Annotated in this window: 16 protein-coding genes and 2 tRNA genes; 10 read left to right on the top strand and 8 right to left on the bottom strand. The window is 67.6% G+C overall.

Going from position 1 to position 16141, the window contains the following annotated elements; all coding sequences use genetic code 11:
* Positions 1-4 precede the first annotated feature (4 nt).
* Positions 5-2047 carry a penicillin-binding protein 2 gene (mrdA, locus tag ACW175_RS16010; protein WP_492101012.1) on the top strand — a complete coding sequence of 681 codons (2043 nt, stop codon included), beginning with the start codon at positions 5-7 and terminating at the stop codon, positions 2045-2047.
* Positions 2044-3201, top strand: a complete 1158-nt coding sequence (rodA, locus tag ACW175_RS16005) for a rod shape-determining protein RodA (protein WP_492101011.1) — start codon at positions 2044-2046, stop codon at positions 3199-3201. The genes mrdA and rodA overlap by 4 nt, the downstream gene beginning before the upstream one ends.
* A gap of 13 nt (positions 3202-3214) precedes the next feature.
* On the opposite strand, the gene pip is transcribed toward rodA, so the two are convergent.
* Entirely contained in the window at positions 3215-4204 is a 990-nt protein-coding gene (gene pip, locus ACW175_RS16000; protein ID WP_492101010.1) for a prolyl aminopeptidase, read from the bottom strand.
* A 178-nt stretch (positions 4205-4382) separates the two neighbouring features.
* Between pip and ACW175_RS15995 the strand changes: the two genes are divergently transcribed.
* The gene (locus tag ACW175_RS15995; protein WP_492101009.1) at positions 4383-4643 is read left to right on the top strand and encodes a low temperature requirement protein A; all 261 of its coding nucleotides are present in this window, start codon (positions 4383-4385) and stop codon (positions 4641-4643) included.
* Here the strand turns inward: ACW175_RS15995 and ACW175_RS15990 are convergent.
* Positions 4640-5623: an alpha/beta fold hydrolase gene (locus ACW175_RS15990; RefSeq protein ID WP_492101008.1), complete on the bottom strand. Its 984-nt coding sequence runs from the start codon at positions 5621-5623 to the stop codon at positions 4640-4642. The two genes, ACW175_RS15995 and ACW175_RS15990, sit on opposite strands and share 4 nt — an antisense overlap.
* 116 nt (positions 5624-5739) lie before the next feature.
* Between ACW175_RS15990 and ACW175_RS15985 the strand changes: the two genes are divergently transcribed.
* Positions 5740-6957 (top strand): multidrug effflux MFS transporter, encoded by a 1218-nt coding sequence (locus ACW175_RS15985; protein ID WP_492101007.1) that lies wholly within the window; start codon positions 5740-5742, stop codon positions 6955-6957.
* A gap of 6 nt (positions 6958-6963) precedes the next feature.
* On the opposite strand, the gene ACW175_RS15980 is transcribed toward ACW175_RS15985, so the two are convergent.
* Positions 6964-7344 carry a DUF423 domain-containing protein gene (locus ACW175_RS15980; RefSeq protein ID WP_492104979.1) on the bottom strand — a complete coding sequence of 127 codons (381 nt, stop codon included), beginning with the start codon at positions 7342-7344 and terminating at the stop codon, positions 6964-6966.
* Between the two features lie 122 nt (positions 7345-7466).
* Between ACW175_RS15980 and ACW175_RS15975 the strand changes: the two genes are divergently transcribed.
* Genes ACW175_RS15975 through ACW175_RS15965 form a run of 3 tightly spaced genes read left to right on the top strand, consistent with a single transcriptional unit; the run spans position 7467 to position 10020 of the window.
* Entirely contained in the window at positions 7467-8573 is a 1107-nt protein-coding gene (locus ACW175_RS15975) for an Rv3169 family protein (protein ID WP_492101006.1), read from the top strand.
* A 14-nt stretch (positions 8574-8587) separates the two neighbouring features.
* Positions 8588-9598, top strand: a complete 1011-nt coding sequence (locus tag ACW175_RS15970) for a phosphotransferase family protein (RefSeq protein WP_492104978.1) — start codon at positions 8588-8590, stop codon at positions 9596-9598.
* Positions 9595-10020 carry a hypothetical protein gene (locus ACW175_RS15965; protein ID WP_492101005.1) on the top strand — a complete coding sequence of 142 codons (426 nt, stop codon included), beginning with the start codon at positions 9595-9597 and terminating at the stop codon, positions 10018-10020. The genes ACW175_RS15970 and ACW175_RS15965 overlap by 4 nt, the downstream gene beginning before the upstream one ends.
* Positions 10021-10048: 28 nt before the next feature.
* Here ACW175_RS15965 and ACW175_RS15960 read toward each other — a convergent pair whose 3' ends face one another.
* The 3 genes from ACW175_RS15960 to rlmB form a co-directional block, all read right to left on the bottom strand.
* Positions 10049-10783, bottom strand: coding sequence for a TerC family protein (locus ACW175_RS15960; protein WP_492101004.1), 735 nt, complete (start codon positions 10781-10783; stop codon positions 10049-10051).
* A gap of 120 nt (positions 10784-10903) precedes the next feature.
* Entirely contained in the window at positions 10904-12616 is a 1713-nt protein-coding gene (gene stpX / locus ACW175_RS15955; RefSeq protein WP_492101003.1) for a stalk-specific protein StpX, read from the bottom strand.
* A gap of 107 nt (positions 12617-12723) precedes the next feature.
* The gene (gene rlmB, locus ACW175_RS15950; RefSeq protein ID WP_492101002.1) at positions 12724-13560 is read right to left on the bottom strand and encodes a 23S rRNA (guanosine(2251)-2'-O)-methyltransferase RlmB; all 837 of its coding nucleotides are present in this window, start codon (positions 13558-13560) and stop codon (positions 12724-12726) included.
* 173 nt (positions 13561-13733) lie between these two features.
* Here rlmB and ACW175_RS15945 point away from each other — a divergent pair.
* The 3 genes from ACW175_RS15945 (at position 13734) to tuf (ending at position 15259) form a co-directional block, all read left to right on the top strand.
* Positions 13734-13819, top strand: a tRNA-Tyr gene (locus ACW175_RS15945).
* Between the two features lie 123 nt (positions 13820-13942).
* Positions 13943-14016, top strand: a tRNA-Gly gene (locus ACW175_RS15940).
* A gap of 52 nt (positions 14017-14068) precedes the next feature.
* The gene (gene tuf / locus ACW175_RS15935) at positions 14069-15259 is read left to right on the top strand and encodes an elongation factor Tu (protein ID WP_096051670.1); all 1191 of its coding nucleotides are present in this window, start codon (positions 14069-14071) and stop codon (positions 15257-15259) included.
* A 113-nt stretch (positions 15260-15372) separates the two neighbouring features.
* Here the strand turns inward: tuf and ACW175_RS15930 are convergent, their stop codons facing one another.
* Both ACW175_RS15930 and ACW175_RS15925 read right to left on the bottom strand, forming a co-directional pair.
* Positions 15373-15681 (bottom strand): hypothetical protein, encoded by a 309-nt coding sequence (locus tag ACW175_RS15930; RefSeq protein WP_492101001.1) that lies wholly within the window; start codon positions 15679-15681, stop codon positions 15373-15375.
* A 249-nt stretch (positions 15682-15930) separates the two neighbouring features.
* Complete coding sequence (locus tag ACW175_RS15925; protein ID WP_492101000.1) at positions 15931-16128, bottom strand: hypothetical protein; 198 nt, start codon at positions 16126-16128, stop codon at positions 15931-15933.
* Positions 16129-16141: the final 13 nt, after the last annotated feature.

Here is a 16141-nt window from a genome sequence, read left to right as displayed (position 1 = left end):
GACCATGAGCGAACCGTCCATCTTCTTCTTCGAGGTCAATGAGCGTCAGGGGGTCTTCCACCGGCGCGCGTTCCTGCTGGGCGGCCTGACGGGCGGCGGCTTGCTGGCCCTGGGCGCTCGTCTGGCCCAGCTGCAGTTGGTCGAGGCCCAGCGCTACCAGAAGCTATCGGCCGGCAACCAGTTCAACTACCGCCTGGTGCCGCCGCCGCGCGGCCTGATCCGAGACCGAAACGGCGTATCGCTGGCGTCCAACCGGCCGAACTTCCGGCTGATCATCAACAAGGACAAGGGCCTGGACGCCGAGTCGGTCATGGATGACCTGGCCAAGCTGGTCCCGATCGACGGTTCGCGCCGCGCCCGCGTCCTCAAGGAGCTGGACCGCGCCCCGCGAAAGGCTCCGGTGGTGGTCATGGAGGACCTCTCCTGGGAGGAGTTCTCACGCGTCAACATCCGCGCGCCGGAACTGCCCAGCGTCACCGCCGACATGGGCGAGGTGCGGGTCTATCCCTTCGGCGGCGCTTTCGCCCACGTGATCGGCTATGTCGCCAAGGTCTCGGACCGCGATCTCGAGGCGGCCAAGGGGGACAAGACCCAGGACCAGGAACTGCTGCACCATCCGGGCTTCCGGATCGGCAAGCAGGGCGTCGAGAAGGCGTTCGACAAGGCGCTGCGCGGTCGCGCCGGCGCCACCAAGACCGAGGTCGACGCCCAGGGGCGTGTCGTGCGTCTCGACCCGGCCGGCGACGTGCCGCCGACCCCGGGCAAGGAAATCCTGCTGACCCTGGACGCCGATATCCAGAACCGCGCCCTCGAGGTGATGGGCGAGGAAAGCGGCGCCATCGTCGTGATGGACGTGCGCAACGGCGACCTGCTGGCCATGGTCTCGGCCCCCAGCTTCGACGCCAACCGCTTCGTCAAGGGCCTGTCGGGCGCCGAGTACAAGGCGCTGGCCGAATACGAGCGCAAGCCGATGCTCGACAAGTCGCTGACTGGGGTGTTCCCGCCGGGCTCGACCTTCAAGCCGACCGTGGGGCTGGCGGCGCTGACCGCCGGCATCAATCCCGAGGTCCGCGTCAACTGCGGCGGCAGCTGGTACTATGGCGGCCGGACATGGCGGTGCTGGGAGCCGCGCGGCCACGGCTCGCAGAACCTGCACGAGGCGATCAAGAATTCCTGCGACATCTATTTCTACCAGACGTCGTTGAAGATCGGTCCCGACGCCATCGCCAATGCCGCGCGGGCCATGGGCTTTGGCCAGATCTACGACATCGGCATTCCTGGCCAGAAGAAGGGCAATGTCCCCGACCCGGCCTGGAAGAAGCGGGCGTTCAAGAAGAATCCGGCCAACCAGACCTGGTTTCCGGGCGAGACGCCAAGCTACGGGATCGGGCAGGGAGCCTTGACGGTCAACGCCCTGCAACTGGCGGTGATGGTCTCGCGCCTGGCCAACGGCAAGAAGGCGCTGGTCCCGCGTCTGATCAAGTCGGTGGGCGGGGTGGAGCAGCCCAGCGGCGCCGCCGTGCCCGACCTTCCGTTCTCCACCGAGCACCTCAACTATGTCCGCGGCGGCATGGCGGCCGTGGCCAACGATGTGCGCGGCACGGCCTACAAGCAGAGCCAACTGGGCCTGGGCGACGTGCAGATGGCCGGCAAGACCGGCACCGCACAGGTTCGCAGCTATGACGGGGTCAAGAACCGCAAGGGCTACGCCACGACCTGGCGGCTGAAGGACCACAACCTGTTCGTGGCCTTCGCCCCGTATGACGACCCGCGCTACGCCGTGGCGGTCATCATAGAACACGGCGGTCTGGGCGGCGCGACCGCCGGCGCGCCGCGCGCCCGCGAGGTCATGCGGGTGGCTCTGCTGAAGGATCCCGAGATCCGCGCCCGCATCGAGAGCCCCGCGCCGCTGCCCGAAGTCGCCCCGGAAGACGTCATGGAAGGCGTCGCGCCGGACGATCCCGTCGAAGGCGCCGCGCCGCCAGCGCCCGATGTCGGCGCCCCGCCGACCGTTCCGCCGACCACGCCCCAGGGAGGGCAAAGATGACCTTGAGCGGCGGCCTGACCCGGCCCGGCGAACGCGACCGGCCGATCATCAAGTTCATGGAGGTCGACTGGACCTTCTGCCTGGTGCTGGCGATGATCGCCGGCGTCGGCGGCCTGATGCTGTTCTCGATCGCCGGGGCCTCTTGGGAGCCCTGGGCCGACAAGCATCTGCTGCGCTTCGGCGTCTATTTCATCATCATGATCGCCTTGGCCATGTGCGACCTGCGCTGGTGGTTCGCGGCGGCCTATCCGATCTATGGCATCGGCCTCGTCCTGCTGGTGGCCGTCGATCTGGTCGGCGATATCTCGCTGGGCGCCCAGCGCTGGCTGCAGTTGGGTCCACTCCGCTTCCAGCCGTCAGAGGTGATGAAGATCGGCCTCGTGCTGGCGCTGGCCCGCTATTATCATGGCCTGTCGTCTGACAGCGCCCGGCTGTCCTGGCGCCTGCTGATCCCGGCGGCGATGATCGGCGTGCCGTTCCTGCTGGTCGCCAAGCAGCCTGACCTGGGCACCGCCATCCTGATCGCCGCCACGGGCGGGGCGATCATGATGCTGGCCGGCCTCTCCTGGCGGGTGATCGCGGCCCTGGGCGCGATGGCGGCCGTGGCCATTCCGCCGTTCATCATGTTCGGATTGCATGACTACCAGCGAAATCGGATACTGACCTTCCTGAACCCCGAGCAGGACCCGTCCGGCGACGGCTATCACATCCTGCAGTCCAAGATCGCCCTGGGCTCCGGCGGCCTGCTGGGCAAGGGCTTCGGCCTGGGCTCGCAGAGCCAGCTCAACTTCCTGCCCGAGAAACAGACCGACTTCATCTTCGCCACCCTGGCCGAGGAGTTCGGCTTCGTCGGCTGTTTCGGCGTGCTGTTCCTGTACGGCGCGGTGATCTTCATGGCCCTGCGGATCGCCTCGATCAGTCACAGCCACTTCGGACGCCTGGCCGCGGCCGGGGTGACGGCGACCTTCTCGCTGTACGTGCTGATCAACGGCGCCATGGTCATGGGCCTGGCCCCCGTCGTCGGCGTGCCGATGCCGATGCTGTCCTACGGCGGCACCGTGATGCTGACGGTCATGGTCGGCTTCGGCCTCGTCCAGGCCGTGCGGGTGCATCGCTATACCGAAGTGACGAGCGGCAAGGGCTCGTTGATGTAAGGCTGGCTGGTCTCTAAGAGACCAGCGCCGCCTCGGTCGCCCGGATCAGCCCGTCGATGACGCCTGGCTCGGTCGAGGCGTGGCCCGCGTCCCAGACGATGTCGAAGCGCGCCTCGGGCCAGGCCCTGTGCAGCTTCCAGGCACTATCCAAGGGCGTCACCACGTCGAACCGGCCCTGGACGATCCAGCCGGGGATGTGGCGGATCTTGTCGATGTTCTTCAGGATCCAGCCGTCGTGCTCGAAGAAGCCCTTGTGGGTGAAGAAGTGGCACTCGATCCGCGCGAAGGCGATCGCGAAGTCCTCTTCATTGAACTTCGGGGGGCGGGCGTCCGGGCCGCGTAGCGAGATGGTGTCGCCTTCCCACTGGCTCCAGGCGGCGGCGGCTTCCAACTGCACGCGGCGGTCCGGGGCGGTGAGGCGGCGGTGATAGGCGGCCATCAGGTCGCCGCGCTCCTCCTCGGGGATCGGCGCCAGGAACCGCTCCCAGGCGTCCGGGAACAGCATCGAGGCGCCGTCCTGGTAGAACCAGCCCAGCTCGCGCTCGGTCAGCAGGAAGATGCCGCGCAAGACCAGGCCGTCCACGCGGTCGGGGTGCTTGATGGCGTAGGCCAGGGCCAGGGTCGAGCCCCAGGAGCCGCCGAACACGGTCCATTTCTCGACGCCCAGGTGCTCGCGCAGGCGCTCGATGTCCTCGATCAGGCTCCAGGTCGAGTTGTCCTCGAGGCTGGCGTTCGGACGCGAGCGGCCGCAGCCGCGCTGATCGAACAGGGTCATGCGCCACTTGGCCGGGTCGAAGAACCGCCGCATGGTCGGGTTGACCGCGCCGCCCGGGCCGCCGTGCAGGATCACGCAGGGCTTGCCGCGCGGATTGCCGCATTCCTCGTAGTAGATCTCGTGCGGACCGCCGGTCGGCATCCAGCCGAACGAGAAGGGCTCGACCTCGCGGAAGAGGCCCCGACGGCCAACGGAACTCATGGCGGCGGCGGAAGCGTTACGATCCATGAGACGAACCTAACGTGTTTTTCCGCCGGCTGTGAACGGAGGAAAGCAAAAGGCCCGCCCGATCGTGGGGATTTTCCTCGCGTCGGAAAAGCAGGCCTTTCGTCAATGAAACACACGGGTCCGCTTGGGCGGACCCTTGAGGTTTTCGCCTTTCGTCCGGTTCTGTATGTTGCCGGCCATGACTCAGCCCGCGCCAGAAGACTATTCCGACGACGAACTGCTCGCGATGCTGAACCCTAAGCAACAGGCCGAACTGGACCGGCAGATCGGCGAGATGTTCGGGGCCGAGGGTGTCGACCGCGCCGAGGCGCTGTTCGCCATGGCCAGCGTCTACAGCCTGCGCGCGGGCGAGCGCGACGAGGTCTCGGCCCTGGCCATGCTGCAATTGGCCGCCGCTATGCGGCGGCGGGCCGAGCAGATGATCGCGGCGCGGAACTAGATCGGGAAGCGGCGCTCCATCCAGTCCAGGATCGCGGCGTTGACCTCGGCCGGCTTCTCCTGCTGGGTCCAGTGACCACTGCCTTCGATCAGCACCTTCTCCAGGTCCGAGATCTGATCGCCCATGCGGTCGGCCATGGCCGGCGGCAGGACGACGTCCAGTTCGGCCATGATCATCAGGCAGGGGACGCCATCGATCCGGCGGGGCAGGCTCTCGGCCTTCTCCCAGTTGCGGGTGAAGTTGCGGTACCAGTTGATGCCGCCGGTGAAGCCGGTGCGCTTGAAGGCGTCGACGAAGAAGGCCAGTTCGTCGGGCTCCAGGAACTGGTTGTCGTCGGTCGCCGGGTCGTAGTGGAGCAGGGCGTCCTGCAGGGCCAGGCTCCGGCGTTCGGCCGGGCGGCCCAGGAACTCGTCCTGCGAACTCTTGGGCTTGCGCATGAAGAAGCGGATCGTCCGCTCCGGATCCGCGCCCAGCCGAGCGTCGGCCTCGCCCGGCTTCTGGAAGTGGACGATGTACATGTCCTCGCCATAGGCGTTGCGGAACATCTCGATCGGGTCCAGCGGCAGGCGCGGCGTGAAGGGGGTGTTGAGGCCGATGATCCCGGCCACGCGATCCGGATGCAGCAACGGCATCTGCCAGACGATGATGCCGCCCCAGTCATGGCCGGCGAAGATCGCCTTCTCCACGCCCAGGTGGTCCAGCAGCCCGACGAGGTCGCCGGTCAGGTGATCCATGTCATAGGCTTCGACCGCTTCCGGACCCGGGGTCAGGCCATAGCCGCGCTGGTCGGGGGCGATCACCCAGCGGCCGGCGGCGGCCAGGGCGGCGATCTGGTGGCGCCACGAGAAGGCCAGCTCCGGAAAGCCGTGGCAGAAGACAATGGGGACACCGTGGCGCGGACCGGCTTCGTAATAGGCCATGCGGATGCCGTTGATATCGGCGTACTGGGGCTCGGGCAGACCCGGATTCGTGACCGTCATGACCGCTCGTCTCCCCGCGTTTCTAGGTGATTGGCGATCACCCTGGAGCCCACCGCGGGTCCGGGCAAGCGTCATTTCAGGTTTCCGTAAGGTTCAAAGGGCGTAGAAGGCCCGCCATGACCGACACCGTCCCGCCGCCCGCCGCCGTTCCGTGGCGTCTTGTCCTGCTTCTCGGCGCGCTGACGGCCTTCGCGCCGATGTCGATCGACATGTATTTGTCCAGTCTGCCCGATATCGGTCGCACCCTCTCGGCGCGGCCGGACCAAACGCAGGCCACGCTGGCGGCCTTCTTCGCGGGCATGGCCATCGGTCAGTTCGTCTATGGCCCCCTGTCGGACCGTCTGGGGCGGCGCGGTCCCCTGCTGACGGGCATCGGCGTCTATGTCGTCGCGTCGCTGGCCTGCGCCCTGGCGCCAAGCATCCACGCCCTGATCGGCGCGCGCTTCGTCCAGGCCTTGGGCGGATGCGCCGGAGCCGTGGTGGCGCGCGCGGTCGTGCGCGATCGCTTCAGTCACACCGACACGGCCCGGGTGCTGTCGCTGATGATGCTGATCATGGGGCTGGCGCCGGTCCTGGCGCCGCAGCTGGGTGGCGTGATCCAGGCGTTCGCTGGTTGGCGGGGCGTGTTCTGGGTCCAGGTCGGCTTCGGCCTGGCGGTCGGAGCCTGGGTGTTGGCCAGCCTGAAGGAGTCCCGCTCGGCGGAGACCTTGGCCCAGGCGCGCTCGGAGAACCCACTGAAGGCCTATGTCGCACTCCTGGGCATGCGCCGGCTGTTGGGCTACGCGATCGCCGGGGCGCTGAACGGGGCGGTGTTGTTCACCTACATCTCGGGCGCGCCGGACCTGGTGATGGGGACCTATGGCCACACGCCGCTTGTCTTCAACCTGATATTCGCCTTCAACGCCGTCGGCATCATCGGGGCCAGCCAGGTCAACCGCCTGCTGCTGCGCCGCAACCTGCCGGACGAGGTTTTGGGCAAGGCGAGCATCGCCTCGATGGTCGCGGCCCTCCTGCTGACCCTGGCGGCCTGGACCGGCTGGGGCGGCCAGTGGATCGTGCTGCCCCTGCTGTTCGCGGCCCTGTCGATCTATGGCCTGATGGGCGGCAACACCATGGCCGGGGCGCTTAGCGTGGATCCGCGCCGGGCCGGCTCGATCTCGGCGCTGATGGGCTCGAGCTCGTTCGGCGCGGGGGCCCTGGCGTCTTGGGCTGGCGGGCTGTTGCACGACGGCACGCCGCGTCCGGTGGCCGGGGTGATGTTCGCCTGCCTGGTCGGCTCGGCCCTGGCGATCTTCTTCCTGGCCTTGCCCGGCGGGAAGAAGCCTCGGGCCTGAAAGGACCTAGGGGTTGGACGGCATGGAGAAGCCGCGCCAGGCCATCAGCGCCCACCCGACCATGAACGACAGTCCGCCGATCGGCGTGATGGCGCCCAGGATCCTCGGCGCGCCCAGGGCCATGGCGTAGAGCGAGCCCGAAAACACCAGCGTCCCGACGAAGAACAGCGCCGTGACCAGGCCCATGCCCTTGGCCCCGGCCCGATGCAGGGCGAAGGCGCCAAACACCGCCAGGGCGTGGACCATCTGATACTGCGCGCCGGTCTTCAGCCACTCGACGGCTTTCCAGCCCTCGATGCCGTGGGCGGCGAAGGCGCCGAAGGCCACGGACAGCAGGCCGCTCAGCGCCGCCAGGCCAGTCCAGGTCCGGGGAGTCCATCCCTCCATCGGCTTACGCTCCGTCACCGTTGCAATCGTCGAGCGCGACCTTAACGTCGTTCATCTGGACGTAAAGCGAAGCCGGCTCCGTAAGCAGCCAGAGCGTTCGCGCGTCCAGAAGGGAGGACGGCATGGCGCTCACCTGGGGCGACGACTACCCGATCCATCAGACGCCCGAGCCCGTGGCCTATGCCGGGACGGATCGGAACTTCTACGACCGATACTTCTTCAACGGCTATGCGGCGCGGGGCGACGGGAACGACCTGTTCTTCGCCGCCGCGTTCGGGGTCTATCCGCATCTCAACATCGCGGACGCGGCCTTTTGCGTGATGAAGGACGGCAAGCAGGTCAATCTGCACGCCAGCCGCTGGCTGAAGATGGAGCGGATGGACCTGACGGTCGGACCGATCGCCATCGACGTTCTTGAGCCTCTGAAACGCCTGAAGCTGACCGTCTCTGCGCCGGAGCAGGGCCTAACCGCCGAGATCGTCTTCGAGGGCCGATCCTTCCCGATCGAGGAGCCGCGCTTCGTCCGCCGCAACGGCCCGCGCACGCTGCTCGACTACACCCGCCTCACCCAGAATGGCCGCTATAGCGGCTGGATCGAGGTCGACGGCGCGCGGACCAGTGTGGACGGCTTTGTCGGCACCCGCGACCGCTCGTGGGGCGTGCGGCCCGTTGGCGCGCGCGACCCGCAAGAGCTGGCGCCGCCGATGCCGCCGCAGTTCTTCTGGCTATGGGCGCCGTGCAATTTCGACGACGGCAGCCTGTTCTTCCACACCAATGACGACGAACTGGGCCGGGCCTGGAACCGTCGCGCGCTCTGGCTGGAAGACGGCGGACGCGAGAACGATTTCGGCGGCTTCGCGCGGTCGTCCTGCGTCATCGAGTGGAAGAGCGGCACGCGCCACGCGTCCGCCGCGACACTGGACCTGGGCGCCGACGGGACGATGATGATCGAGCCCAAGACCGAGTTCTTCATGCTGGGCCTGGGCTACAACCACCCCGTCTGGGGGCATGGCCTCAACCAAGGCGAGCTGAAGGTCGAGCGGGAGGACTTCGTCACCGCCGACTTGGACCGCAAGATGCCCCATCTGCTGCACGTCCAGGCGCTGAGCGATGTGACCTATGTCGACGGCGCGGGCCGCTCGCGAAAGGGCAGGGGCGTCTTCGAGCAACTGGCCATCGGTCCGCACGCGACCTCGGGCTTCGCCTCGATCCTGGACATGGCCCCTTGAGCGGCCCCCTCTCGATGAGCTTGGCTGAACGCTTGGAGGCGTATCTCGCCCGGACCTGGGGCCAGCCGGTCGCGGGCTCCGACCTCTCGCGCATCCCTGGCGGCGCCAGTCGGGAGACCTATCGTTTCGTCGCGAATGTGGGTGGCGAGACCAAGCCCCTGATCCTGCGCCGCGACCCGCCCGGCAGCCTGATCGAGACCGACCGCGGCCTGGAATACCTGGCCCTGGAGAGTTTCCACGATCGCGTGCCCGCGCCACGCCCCATCGCCATGGACGCCGAGGGCGCGGAGCTGGAGCGGCCGTTCTTCATCATGGAGCGGGTTGAGGGCGGGACGGTGGTCTCGCCGTTCACGGCGATGCCTTATGGCGCCCACGCCCGGACGGTCGGCGAGGCGTTCTTCGACATCCTGGGCCGCATAGCGGGCGCCGATCCCGCCGGCCTGCCGTTGGCGAAGGTCGCCGAGGCGCCCGCGCCCGACGACTGTTGGCGGATCGCCGTCGACCACTGGGCCGCCGTGATCGAGGCCGACGAGCAGCATCCCCAACCGATTGTCCGCGCCGCCATCCGGCTGTTGCGCCGCCGGCCGCCGCCGCCGCCCAGCGCGGTGCGGGTGGTGCACGGCGATTATCGCGGCGGCAATTTCCTGCACGCGCCGGACGGCCGCATCCTGGCGGTGCTGGACTGGGAAATGGTCCATCTGGGCGATCCGCTGGAGGACCTGGCCTGGGCCATCGATCCGCTGTGGAACCCTTTCGACACGACGACCGTCGCCGCCATGATCCCGCGCGACGAAGCCCTCACCATCTGGTCGAAGGCCAGCGGTCTCACGGTCGATGAGGAGGCCCTGGCCTGGTGGTCGCTGTTCGCGGCCGTGAAGGGTCAGGCGATCTGGACCTCGGCGGCCAAGGAATATCGCGATGGCGGCTTCAAGGAGCCGATCCTGGCGGTGTCGGGCTGGTACACGGCCCGGCGGCACGACCAGATCCTGGCCGCCGCGATGCTGCGTCTGGAGGATCTGTCATGACCCCAAGCCTGCCCGACATCCTGGTCGGCAACTTCATGTGCATGGCCGATCCCGGACCGCCCGAACAGCAGGGCGAGTTCATGGCCGGCAAGGTCGGGCTGGTGGCCCTGCTGTCGCTGCTGGCCGCCCAGGAGGCCGAGCGCGGCGCGGCTGCGCGGGTCGACGAGAACGCTCTGATCCGCGCGGCTTTGACCGAGGCGGCTGCCGAATACGGGCTGGACGTCGCGCGCCTTCCGTCCACGGACGAGGTCACCCTCTCGTCGCTCGACCGCGTCAACGCGGCGCTGCGGACGGCGCTGATCGGGCTGCACGAGGCGGTCGAGGCGCGGGACGACACCGCGCGCCACCACGCGATCCTGCGGCTCTACGTGAAGATGGCCGACCTGCGGCGGTTGGACCTGCCGCCGTTGCCGGCGCGCTGAGCGTAATCCTCGGGCGAGATCCTCGGCCCTACTTGTGCTTGTTGTGCTGGGCCAGCTCTTCCGGCTTGATGTCGAGGGGAGCCGGGGCGGCGGCGTTGTAGGCGGCCGTCTGGTTCAGGTCCATGACCACGCTGCGGTGGCCTTCCCAGATCATGTGGACGGCGACGTAGAGCACGATCGCCAGGCCGATGAAGCCGATCCAGCGGTGCTTGTGCAGCAGGTTGGCGATGGCGCTGGCGGCCAGGCCCATCAGGGCGATCGACAGCAGCAGGCCGAAGATCAGGATGCCCGGGTGCTCGCGCGCCGCGCCGGCCACGGCCAGCACATTGTCCAGCGACATCGAGACGTCGGCGATCAGCACCTGGATGAAGGCCTGCTTGAACGACTTGGCGGGCCGGGTCCGCGGTTCGGTGCTGTCATCGCCGTCGATCGAGGCCATGGCGTCGGCGTTGGCGGCCTGCTCGCGCAGCTCGCGCCACATCTTCCAACACACCCACAGCAGCAGGAAGCCGCCGGCCAGCAGCAGGCCGATGACGCCCAGCAGCCAGGTGGTGATCAGGGCGAAGCTGATCCGCAGCACGACCGCCGCGCCCAGGCCGTAGAGAATGACCTTCTTGCGGTCCTTGGGCGGCAGGCCGCCCGCCGCCAGGCCAACGGCCACGGCGTTGTCGCCGGCCAGGACCAGGTCGATCATCAGCACTTGCAGCAGAGCGGTCAGAGGGCCTTGCAGGCCGCCCAGATGGGCCGTCAGCGTTTCGAACATGTATCCTCAATGCGGTGAGGCGCGCGGGGATGCAAGGCGCAAAAAGAGCCGGTCCACCGCAAATACGACGACGCCCCGGACCATCGATCCGGGGCGTCGCTTTTTCGTCCGGCGCGGGCCCTAGTGGGCGGGCTCGGGTTCCTTGTGGTGGGCGTCGTGATGCCCTTCGGCGTGAGCCTCATGACCTGGCGCGGCGTGGACGGGTTCGTCATGAGCCGCGGGCTGTTCGCCATGATGGTCGTCATGGTTGGCCGGGGGGGGCGAGGCGGCGGCGACCATCGGGTTCACGTACGAAACATGTTCGGCCGGCGCGTGCGGCTCGGGATGAGCCTCGGCGTGCAGGTCGTGGCCGTGGCCGTCGTGCGCCGCATGGCCATGGTCGTCATGAGCAAGAGCGTCGTGGCCATGGCTGTCATGGCCCTGGCCGTGATCGTCATGGCCATGACCGTGGTCGTCATGATGCGAGACCGCCGAAGCGACCGCGGCGCCCGCCACCGCGCCACCGGCCGCGGCCAGGAACGGGTTGACGTGCGAGACGTGGGTCGAGGCCGGGGCGTGCTGCTCCTGCTCGTATTCCATCTCATTGCGGCCGTAGTCGGTCAGGGTGCGGTACTTGCGCTGGCGTTCGGCGCGCCGACGCGCCGATGAGGCGCTGCGCGAGACGCCGACCAGGATGATCAGCGCCAGCAGCACCAGGGCCACGCCCAGCGCGGTCTTGATCGGCACGGCGCCGAGGCCCGGCAGCGAGATATTGCCGTTCAGGGCGCCCAGGTCGAGCTTGCCGACGCCCTTCTTGGCCTGTTCAGGCAGGGCTGCGACGCGCTTGCTGATCTCGCCCAGCGAGAAGCCTTGCGGGGTCTTGGCGCCGTTCAGCTCGAGGCCGAACCGAGACTTCAGCTGGCCCTTGGCCTCCGGACCCGGCTTGACCTGCCAGGCGAAGGTTGTCGGCTCGCCCGGCTTGAGGACCGCCGTCTGGCGACCGTTCGGCGTGACTTCATAGCCGTCGCCCGACAGCTCTGCATAGGCGCTGGTCTTCTTGGCGGCCTTGGTCAGGCCCAGCTTGGCGGCTTCCTGCTTGATCAGGTCGCCCAGCGTGGCCGGCAGCGACAGGGTCACCTGCCCGGGCTGGTTCTTGCCCAGGCTCTCGCCGGCGGCCAGGACCGCTCCATTGGTGGCGGCGGGCGCGACGACGGCCTGCAGTTGCTCGAGCTTGGTCGCGGGCTTCGCGGGAACGGGCGGAGCCACCGGCTTGGCGGCCACGACGGGCGGCTTGGCCAGCGGCGCGGCGGGCACGGCCGGCTTGACGGCTTGTACGGGCGCGGGGGCCGGCGCCACGGTCTTGGGCGTCACCGGCTTGGCGACGACCATGGGCTTGGGCGCCGGCTTCGGCGCGGACTGGATGACCGGCTTCGGCGCGGCGTGAGCGGCCGGGATCGTCGCGTGGACGCGATGCGGCTTCGGCTCGTAGCGGCTGGCGCCCCTCGGATTGGCGATCGGGCGCATGGCCGTGACCAGCGTGCCGTCCGGACGGCGCCAGGTCTTCAGATGCGAGTTGCGCGACGGCGGCGGCAGCGGGCTGGAGGTCACGCCGGCGTCGGCGCGGGCCTGGGCCTGGGCCTGGGCCTGGCTCGGACCGCCCAGCAGGCCGTCCTGGGCCTGTTCGGCGCTGGGCGGCGGCGGAGCCCCCATCAGCTCCGGCGTCATGGACGCATCCTGGCGGTCGCTGGACGGCGGCGGCGCGTTTACCGGATCCCCCGCGCTGCAGCCGGCGAGCGCGAGAACGCCGACCGCCGTGGTGGCCAAGGCGGCCAAGCGTACCTTACGTCCAAACATCGGGTCCCCCGATCCCATGTCTAACTCCTCCACGAGCAAGCGCTCGCGGACCATTGTTCGCGAGAAGAGCACGTGCCTGCGACGAAATCAAAACGGTTAAGAAGGATTCACGAAACAGTTTCGTCCGCCGCGCGAACTTTCGAGGCCTCGTAGAGCGCGATGGCCGCCGCGGCGGACACGTTCAGGCTCTCGAAACCGCCCGGCATGGGTATCTTTCCCAAGGCGTCGCAGTGTTCCGCGACAAGACGACGAACGCCTTCGCCCTCCGAACCCAGAACGAGCACGGTGGGCTGGTGGTCGAGGACGGCCTCCAGGCTTTCCTCGGCCTCGCCGGCCAGGGCCACGGCGCGCCAGCCCATGTCGGCCAGTTCCTCCAGGGCGCGTGAAAGATTGACAACGCGCGCGTGCGCGACCTTGTCCACCGCCCCGACAGCGGTCTTGGCCAGCACGCCGGACAGCACCGGGGCGTGGCGGTCCTGCAGGATCACGCCCTTGGCGCCGAAGGCGGCGGCCGACCGGAAGATGGCGCCGATGTTCTGCGGGTCGGTGATCTGGTCCAGCATGACCAGCAGGCCCTTGGCCGGCGAGCCCATCTCGGCGATCGACAGCGACTCGGCCTCGTCGATCTTCAGCGCCAGGCCCTGGTGCACGGCGCCTTGGGGCAGGTGCTTGGCGATCTCCTGGCCTTCCATCACCTGCAGGCAGGCCAGCTTCTGCAGATCGGGGCCGAGTCGCTTGGCGCGGTCAGGGGTCGCCAGAAGGCGCTTCGGCGCCGGCCGCAGGGGGTTGGAAAGCGCCGCCTCGACGGCGTGAGTCCCCCAGATCCAGTCCTTGGCGTCGCCTTGCCCGCGAGAAAACTCGTTTTTATTCCGGGGCTTGGAACGAAAATCGCGTCCGGGTGCAGAAGGACGTTTCCGGTCGTTGCGTTCGGAATGAGAGGACACTATAAGACGCGCTCCGATTTGGGGCCCCAAGGGTTTCTTAGCCGGCCGGCGCTGCTCTTAGCATCGTCCGTCACCGTCCAAAGAAGCTTTTGTTCTGGTTCGAAGTTCAACGGCTTGCTGTTGCGCATCGAACCGGCTAAAGGCCGCCGGCTTCGGAACTCCGTCGCGTGCTTGGGGGAATGTCCCGAGTGGCAAAGGGGGGGGACTGTAAATCCCCTGGCGTACGCCTTCGCAGGTTCGAGTCCTGCTTCCCCCACCATGCACGCGACGAGTTCCGAGACGGGCGCGTCCTGAAGGCAAGATGGGTCCCAGAGCCGTAAGACCGGGAGCCGATCGCGACCCCGCTAGCCCACGATTGGGTGACACCCCGATCTGGTACTGGGCGGGTATAGCACAATGGTAGTGCAGCAGCCTTCCAAGCTGAGGATGCGGGTTCGATTCCCGCTACCCGCTCCAGCTCCCCATATGAGTTACCCCAACAACACCCGCCGGCGCGAAGGTAGAGACGATGGCCAAGGAAAAGTTCGAACGCACTAAGCCGCACTGCAACATCGGCACCATCGGTCACGTTGACCATGGCAAGACGACGCTGACGGCGGCGATCACGATCACGCTGGCGAAGTCGGGCGGCGCGACCGCCAAGAACTACGCCGACATCGACGCCGCGCCGGAAGAAAAGGCCCGCGGCATCACGATCAACACCGCGCACGTCGAGTATGAGACGGCCAACCGTCACTACGCGCACGTCGACTGCCCCGGCCACGCCGACTACGTGAAGAACATGATCACGGGCGCGGCCCAGATGGACGGCGCGATCCTGGTCGTGTCGGCCGCCGACGGCCCGATGCCGCAGACCCGCGAGCACATCCTGCTGGCCCGTCAGGTCGGCGTGCCGGCTCTGGTGGTGTTCATGAACAAGGTCGACATGGTCGACGACGAAGAGCTGCTGGAGCTCGTCGAAATGGAAGTGCGCGAGCTGCTGAGCAGCTACCAGTTCCCGGGCGACGACATTCCGATCACCAAGGGTTCGGCCCTGGCCGCGGTCGAAGGCCGCGACGCCAAGATCGGCGAAGAGGCGATCCTGGCGCTGATGGCTTCGGTCGACGCCTACATCCCGCAGCCGGAACGCCCCGTTGACCTGCCGTTCCTGATGCCGGTCGAAGACGTGTTCTCGATCTCGGGCCGCGGCACCGTGGTCACGGGCCGTATCGAAAAGGGCATCGTGAAGGTCGGCGAGGAAGTCGAAATCGTCGGCATCCGTCCGGTTCAGAAGACAACCTGCACGGGCGTCGAAATGTTCCGCAAGCTGCTGGACCAAGGTCAAGCCGGCGACAACGTGGGCGTGCTGCTGCGCGGCACCAAGCGTGAAGACGTCGAGCGCGGCCAAGTGCTGTGCAAGCCGGGTTCGATCACCCCGCACACGAAGTTCGTGGCCGAGGCCTACATCCTGAACAAGGAAGAAGGCGGCCGTCACACCCCGTTCTTCACCAACTACCGTCCGCAGTTCTACTTCCGCACGACCGATGTCACCGGCATCATCAAGCTGAAGGAAGGCGTGGAAATGATCATGCCGGGCGACAACGCCGAGCTGGACGTCGAGCTGATCACCCCGATCGCCATGGACCAAGGCCTGCGCTTCGCCATCCGCGAAGGCGGCCGCACGGTCGGCGCCGGCGTCGTCGCCAAGATCGTCGAGTAATCGACCGATCTCAGCGACAGCTGAACTGATCTAAGCGAAGGCCCCGGAGAGCAATCTCCGGGGCCTTTTGCTGTGGGCCAATGTCTGACTTGGGTGGAAAACCGACGTCGACATCAGCCCCATCCAACGGCGTCGAACATCTCCTGGCGCTCGTCTTCGCTGAGCAGGGCCATTCTCGCGAGTGTCCGCTTCCCCTTCGCGAGGGCGAGCACGGCCAGGATGCTGCTCACTAAGTCGTCGTCGCGCGCCGATGGCAGCTCCGCCAGCGCCCGAGCCTCCAGCTCCGCCCATCCCCGCTTGTAGTCGACGGCCAACCACGCCGGCATCGCGGGGTTATCGCCGCCGTGCCGGGCTTCTTCAATTGTTGCCGCGAGGGCGTACACGTTCCAATCGGGCCGCAGCTGCTTGGCATAGATGCGCACGATCGCTGGGATCGCGGCGTATGACGCTTCGCCTACGTCGCCCTGATGGTGCAACTCCTCCCAGAATTCCTCCCAAGCGGCCGCATCCCCCGAGGAAAGCCGACGAAGCGCAGGCCTGGCGTCATACGATCGCCGGAAGGCGCCTTGGAGTTCGCTCCAACGCGTGTCGGAGAGATCAAGCGTAAGAGGTTCCATCGGGCGATGATGGACCCGAAGTCGGCCGGTTCCGCAATGGGTGGGTTGCGGGCGCTAAGCCGCCTTTACGTTGGCCATGATCGCGGCGGCCTTCTCAGCGACTAGGCGATCACGGTCGTGATCTGGCTCTCCGCCCATATCGACGCTGCTTAGATAGTTAGCGACCTCTTCAATCGACGCGCCTGCTTTGAGTTTGGAGAACACCTGCGTCGCATAGGAGTCGTACTCGTCAGCCGGCAGATGAGGCATCATACCAATCGGATCC

The sequence above is a fragment of the Caulobacter sp. FV1ye6ST genome (assembly GCF_058681225.1).
Note: the sequence above shows the minus strand (reverse complement) of the source record. Positions and strands in the feature narration are given on the sequence as shown.

What these genes read in the sequence shown, in the direction of transcription:
- mrdA (WP_492101012.1), top strand. Translation starts at nt 5, where the DNA reads ATGAGCGAACCGTCCATCTTCTTCTTCGAGGTCAATGAGCGTCAGGGG.
- rodA (WP_492101011.1), top strand. Translation starts at nt 2,044, where the DNA reads ATGACCTTGAGCGGCGGCCTGACCCGGCCCGGCGAACGCGACCGGCCG.
- pip (WP_492101010.1), bottom strand. Translation starts at nt 4,204, where the DNA reads ATGGATCGTAACGCTTCCGCCGCCGCCATGAGTTCCGTTGGCCGTCGG.
- ACW175_RS15995 (WP_492101009.1), top strand. Translation starts at nt 4,383, where the DNA reads ATGACTCAGCCCGCGCCAGAAGACTATTCCGACGACGAACTGCTCGCG.
- ACW175_RS15990 (WP_492101008.1), bottom strand. Translation starts at nt 5,623, where the DNA reads ATGACGGTCACGAATCCGGGTCTGCCCGAGCCCCAGTACGCCGATATC.
- ACW175_RS15985 (WP_492101007.1), top strand. Translation starts at nt 5,740, where the DNA reads ATGACCGACACCGTCCCGCCGCCCGCCGCCGTTCCGTGGCGTCTTGTC.
- ACW175_RS15980 (WP_492104979.1), bottom strand. Translation starts at nt 7,344, where the DNA reads ATGGAGGGATGGACTCCCCGGACCTGGACTGGCCTGGCGGCGCTGAGC.
- ACW175_RS15975 (WP_492101006.1), top strand. Translation starts at nt 7,467, where the DNA reads ATGGCGCTCACCTGGGGCGACGACTACCCGATCCATCAGACGCCCGAG.
- ACW175_RS15970 (WP_492104978.1), top strand. Translation starts at nt 8,588, where the DNA reads ATGAGCTTGGCTGAACGCTTGGAGGCGTATCTCGCCCGGACCTGGGGC.
- ACW175_RS15965 (WP_492101005.1), top strand. Translation starts at nt 9,595, where the DNA reads ATGACCCCAAGCCTGCCCGACATCCTGGTCGGCAACTTCATGTGCATG.
- ACW175_RS15960 (WP_492101004.1), bottom strand. Translation starts at nt 10,783, where the DNA reads ATGTTCGAAACGCTGACGGCCCATCTGGGCGGCCTGCAAGGCCCTCTG.
- stpX (WP_492101003.1), bottom strand. Translation starts at nt 12,616, where the DNA reads ATGTTTGGACGTAAGGTACGCTTGGCCGCCTTGGCCACCACGGCGGTC.
- tuf (WP_096051670.1), top strand. Translation starts at nt 14,069, where the DNA reads ATGGCCAAGGAAAAGTTCGAACGCACTAAGCCGCACTGCAACATCGGC.
- ACW175_RS15925 (WP_492101000.1), bottom strand. Translation starts at nt 16,128, where the DNA reads ATGATGCCTCATCTGCCGGCTGACGAGTACGACTCCTATGCGACGCAG.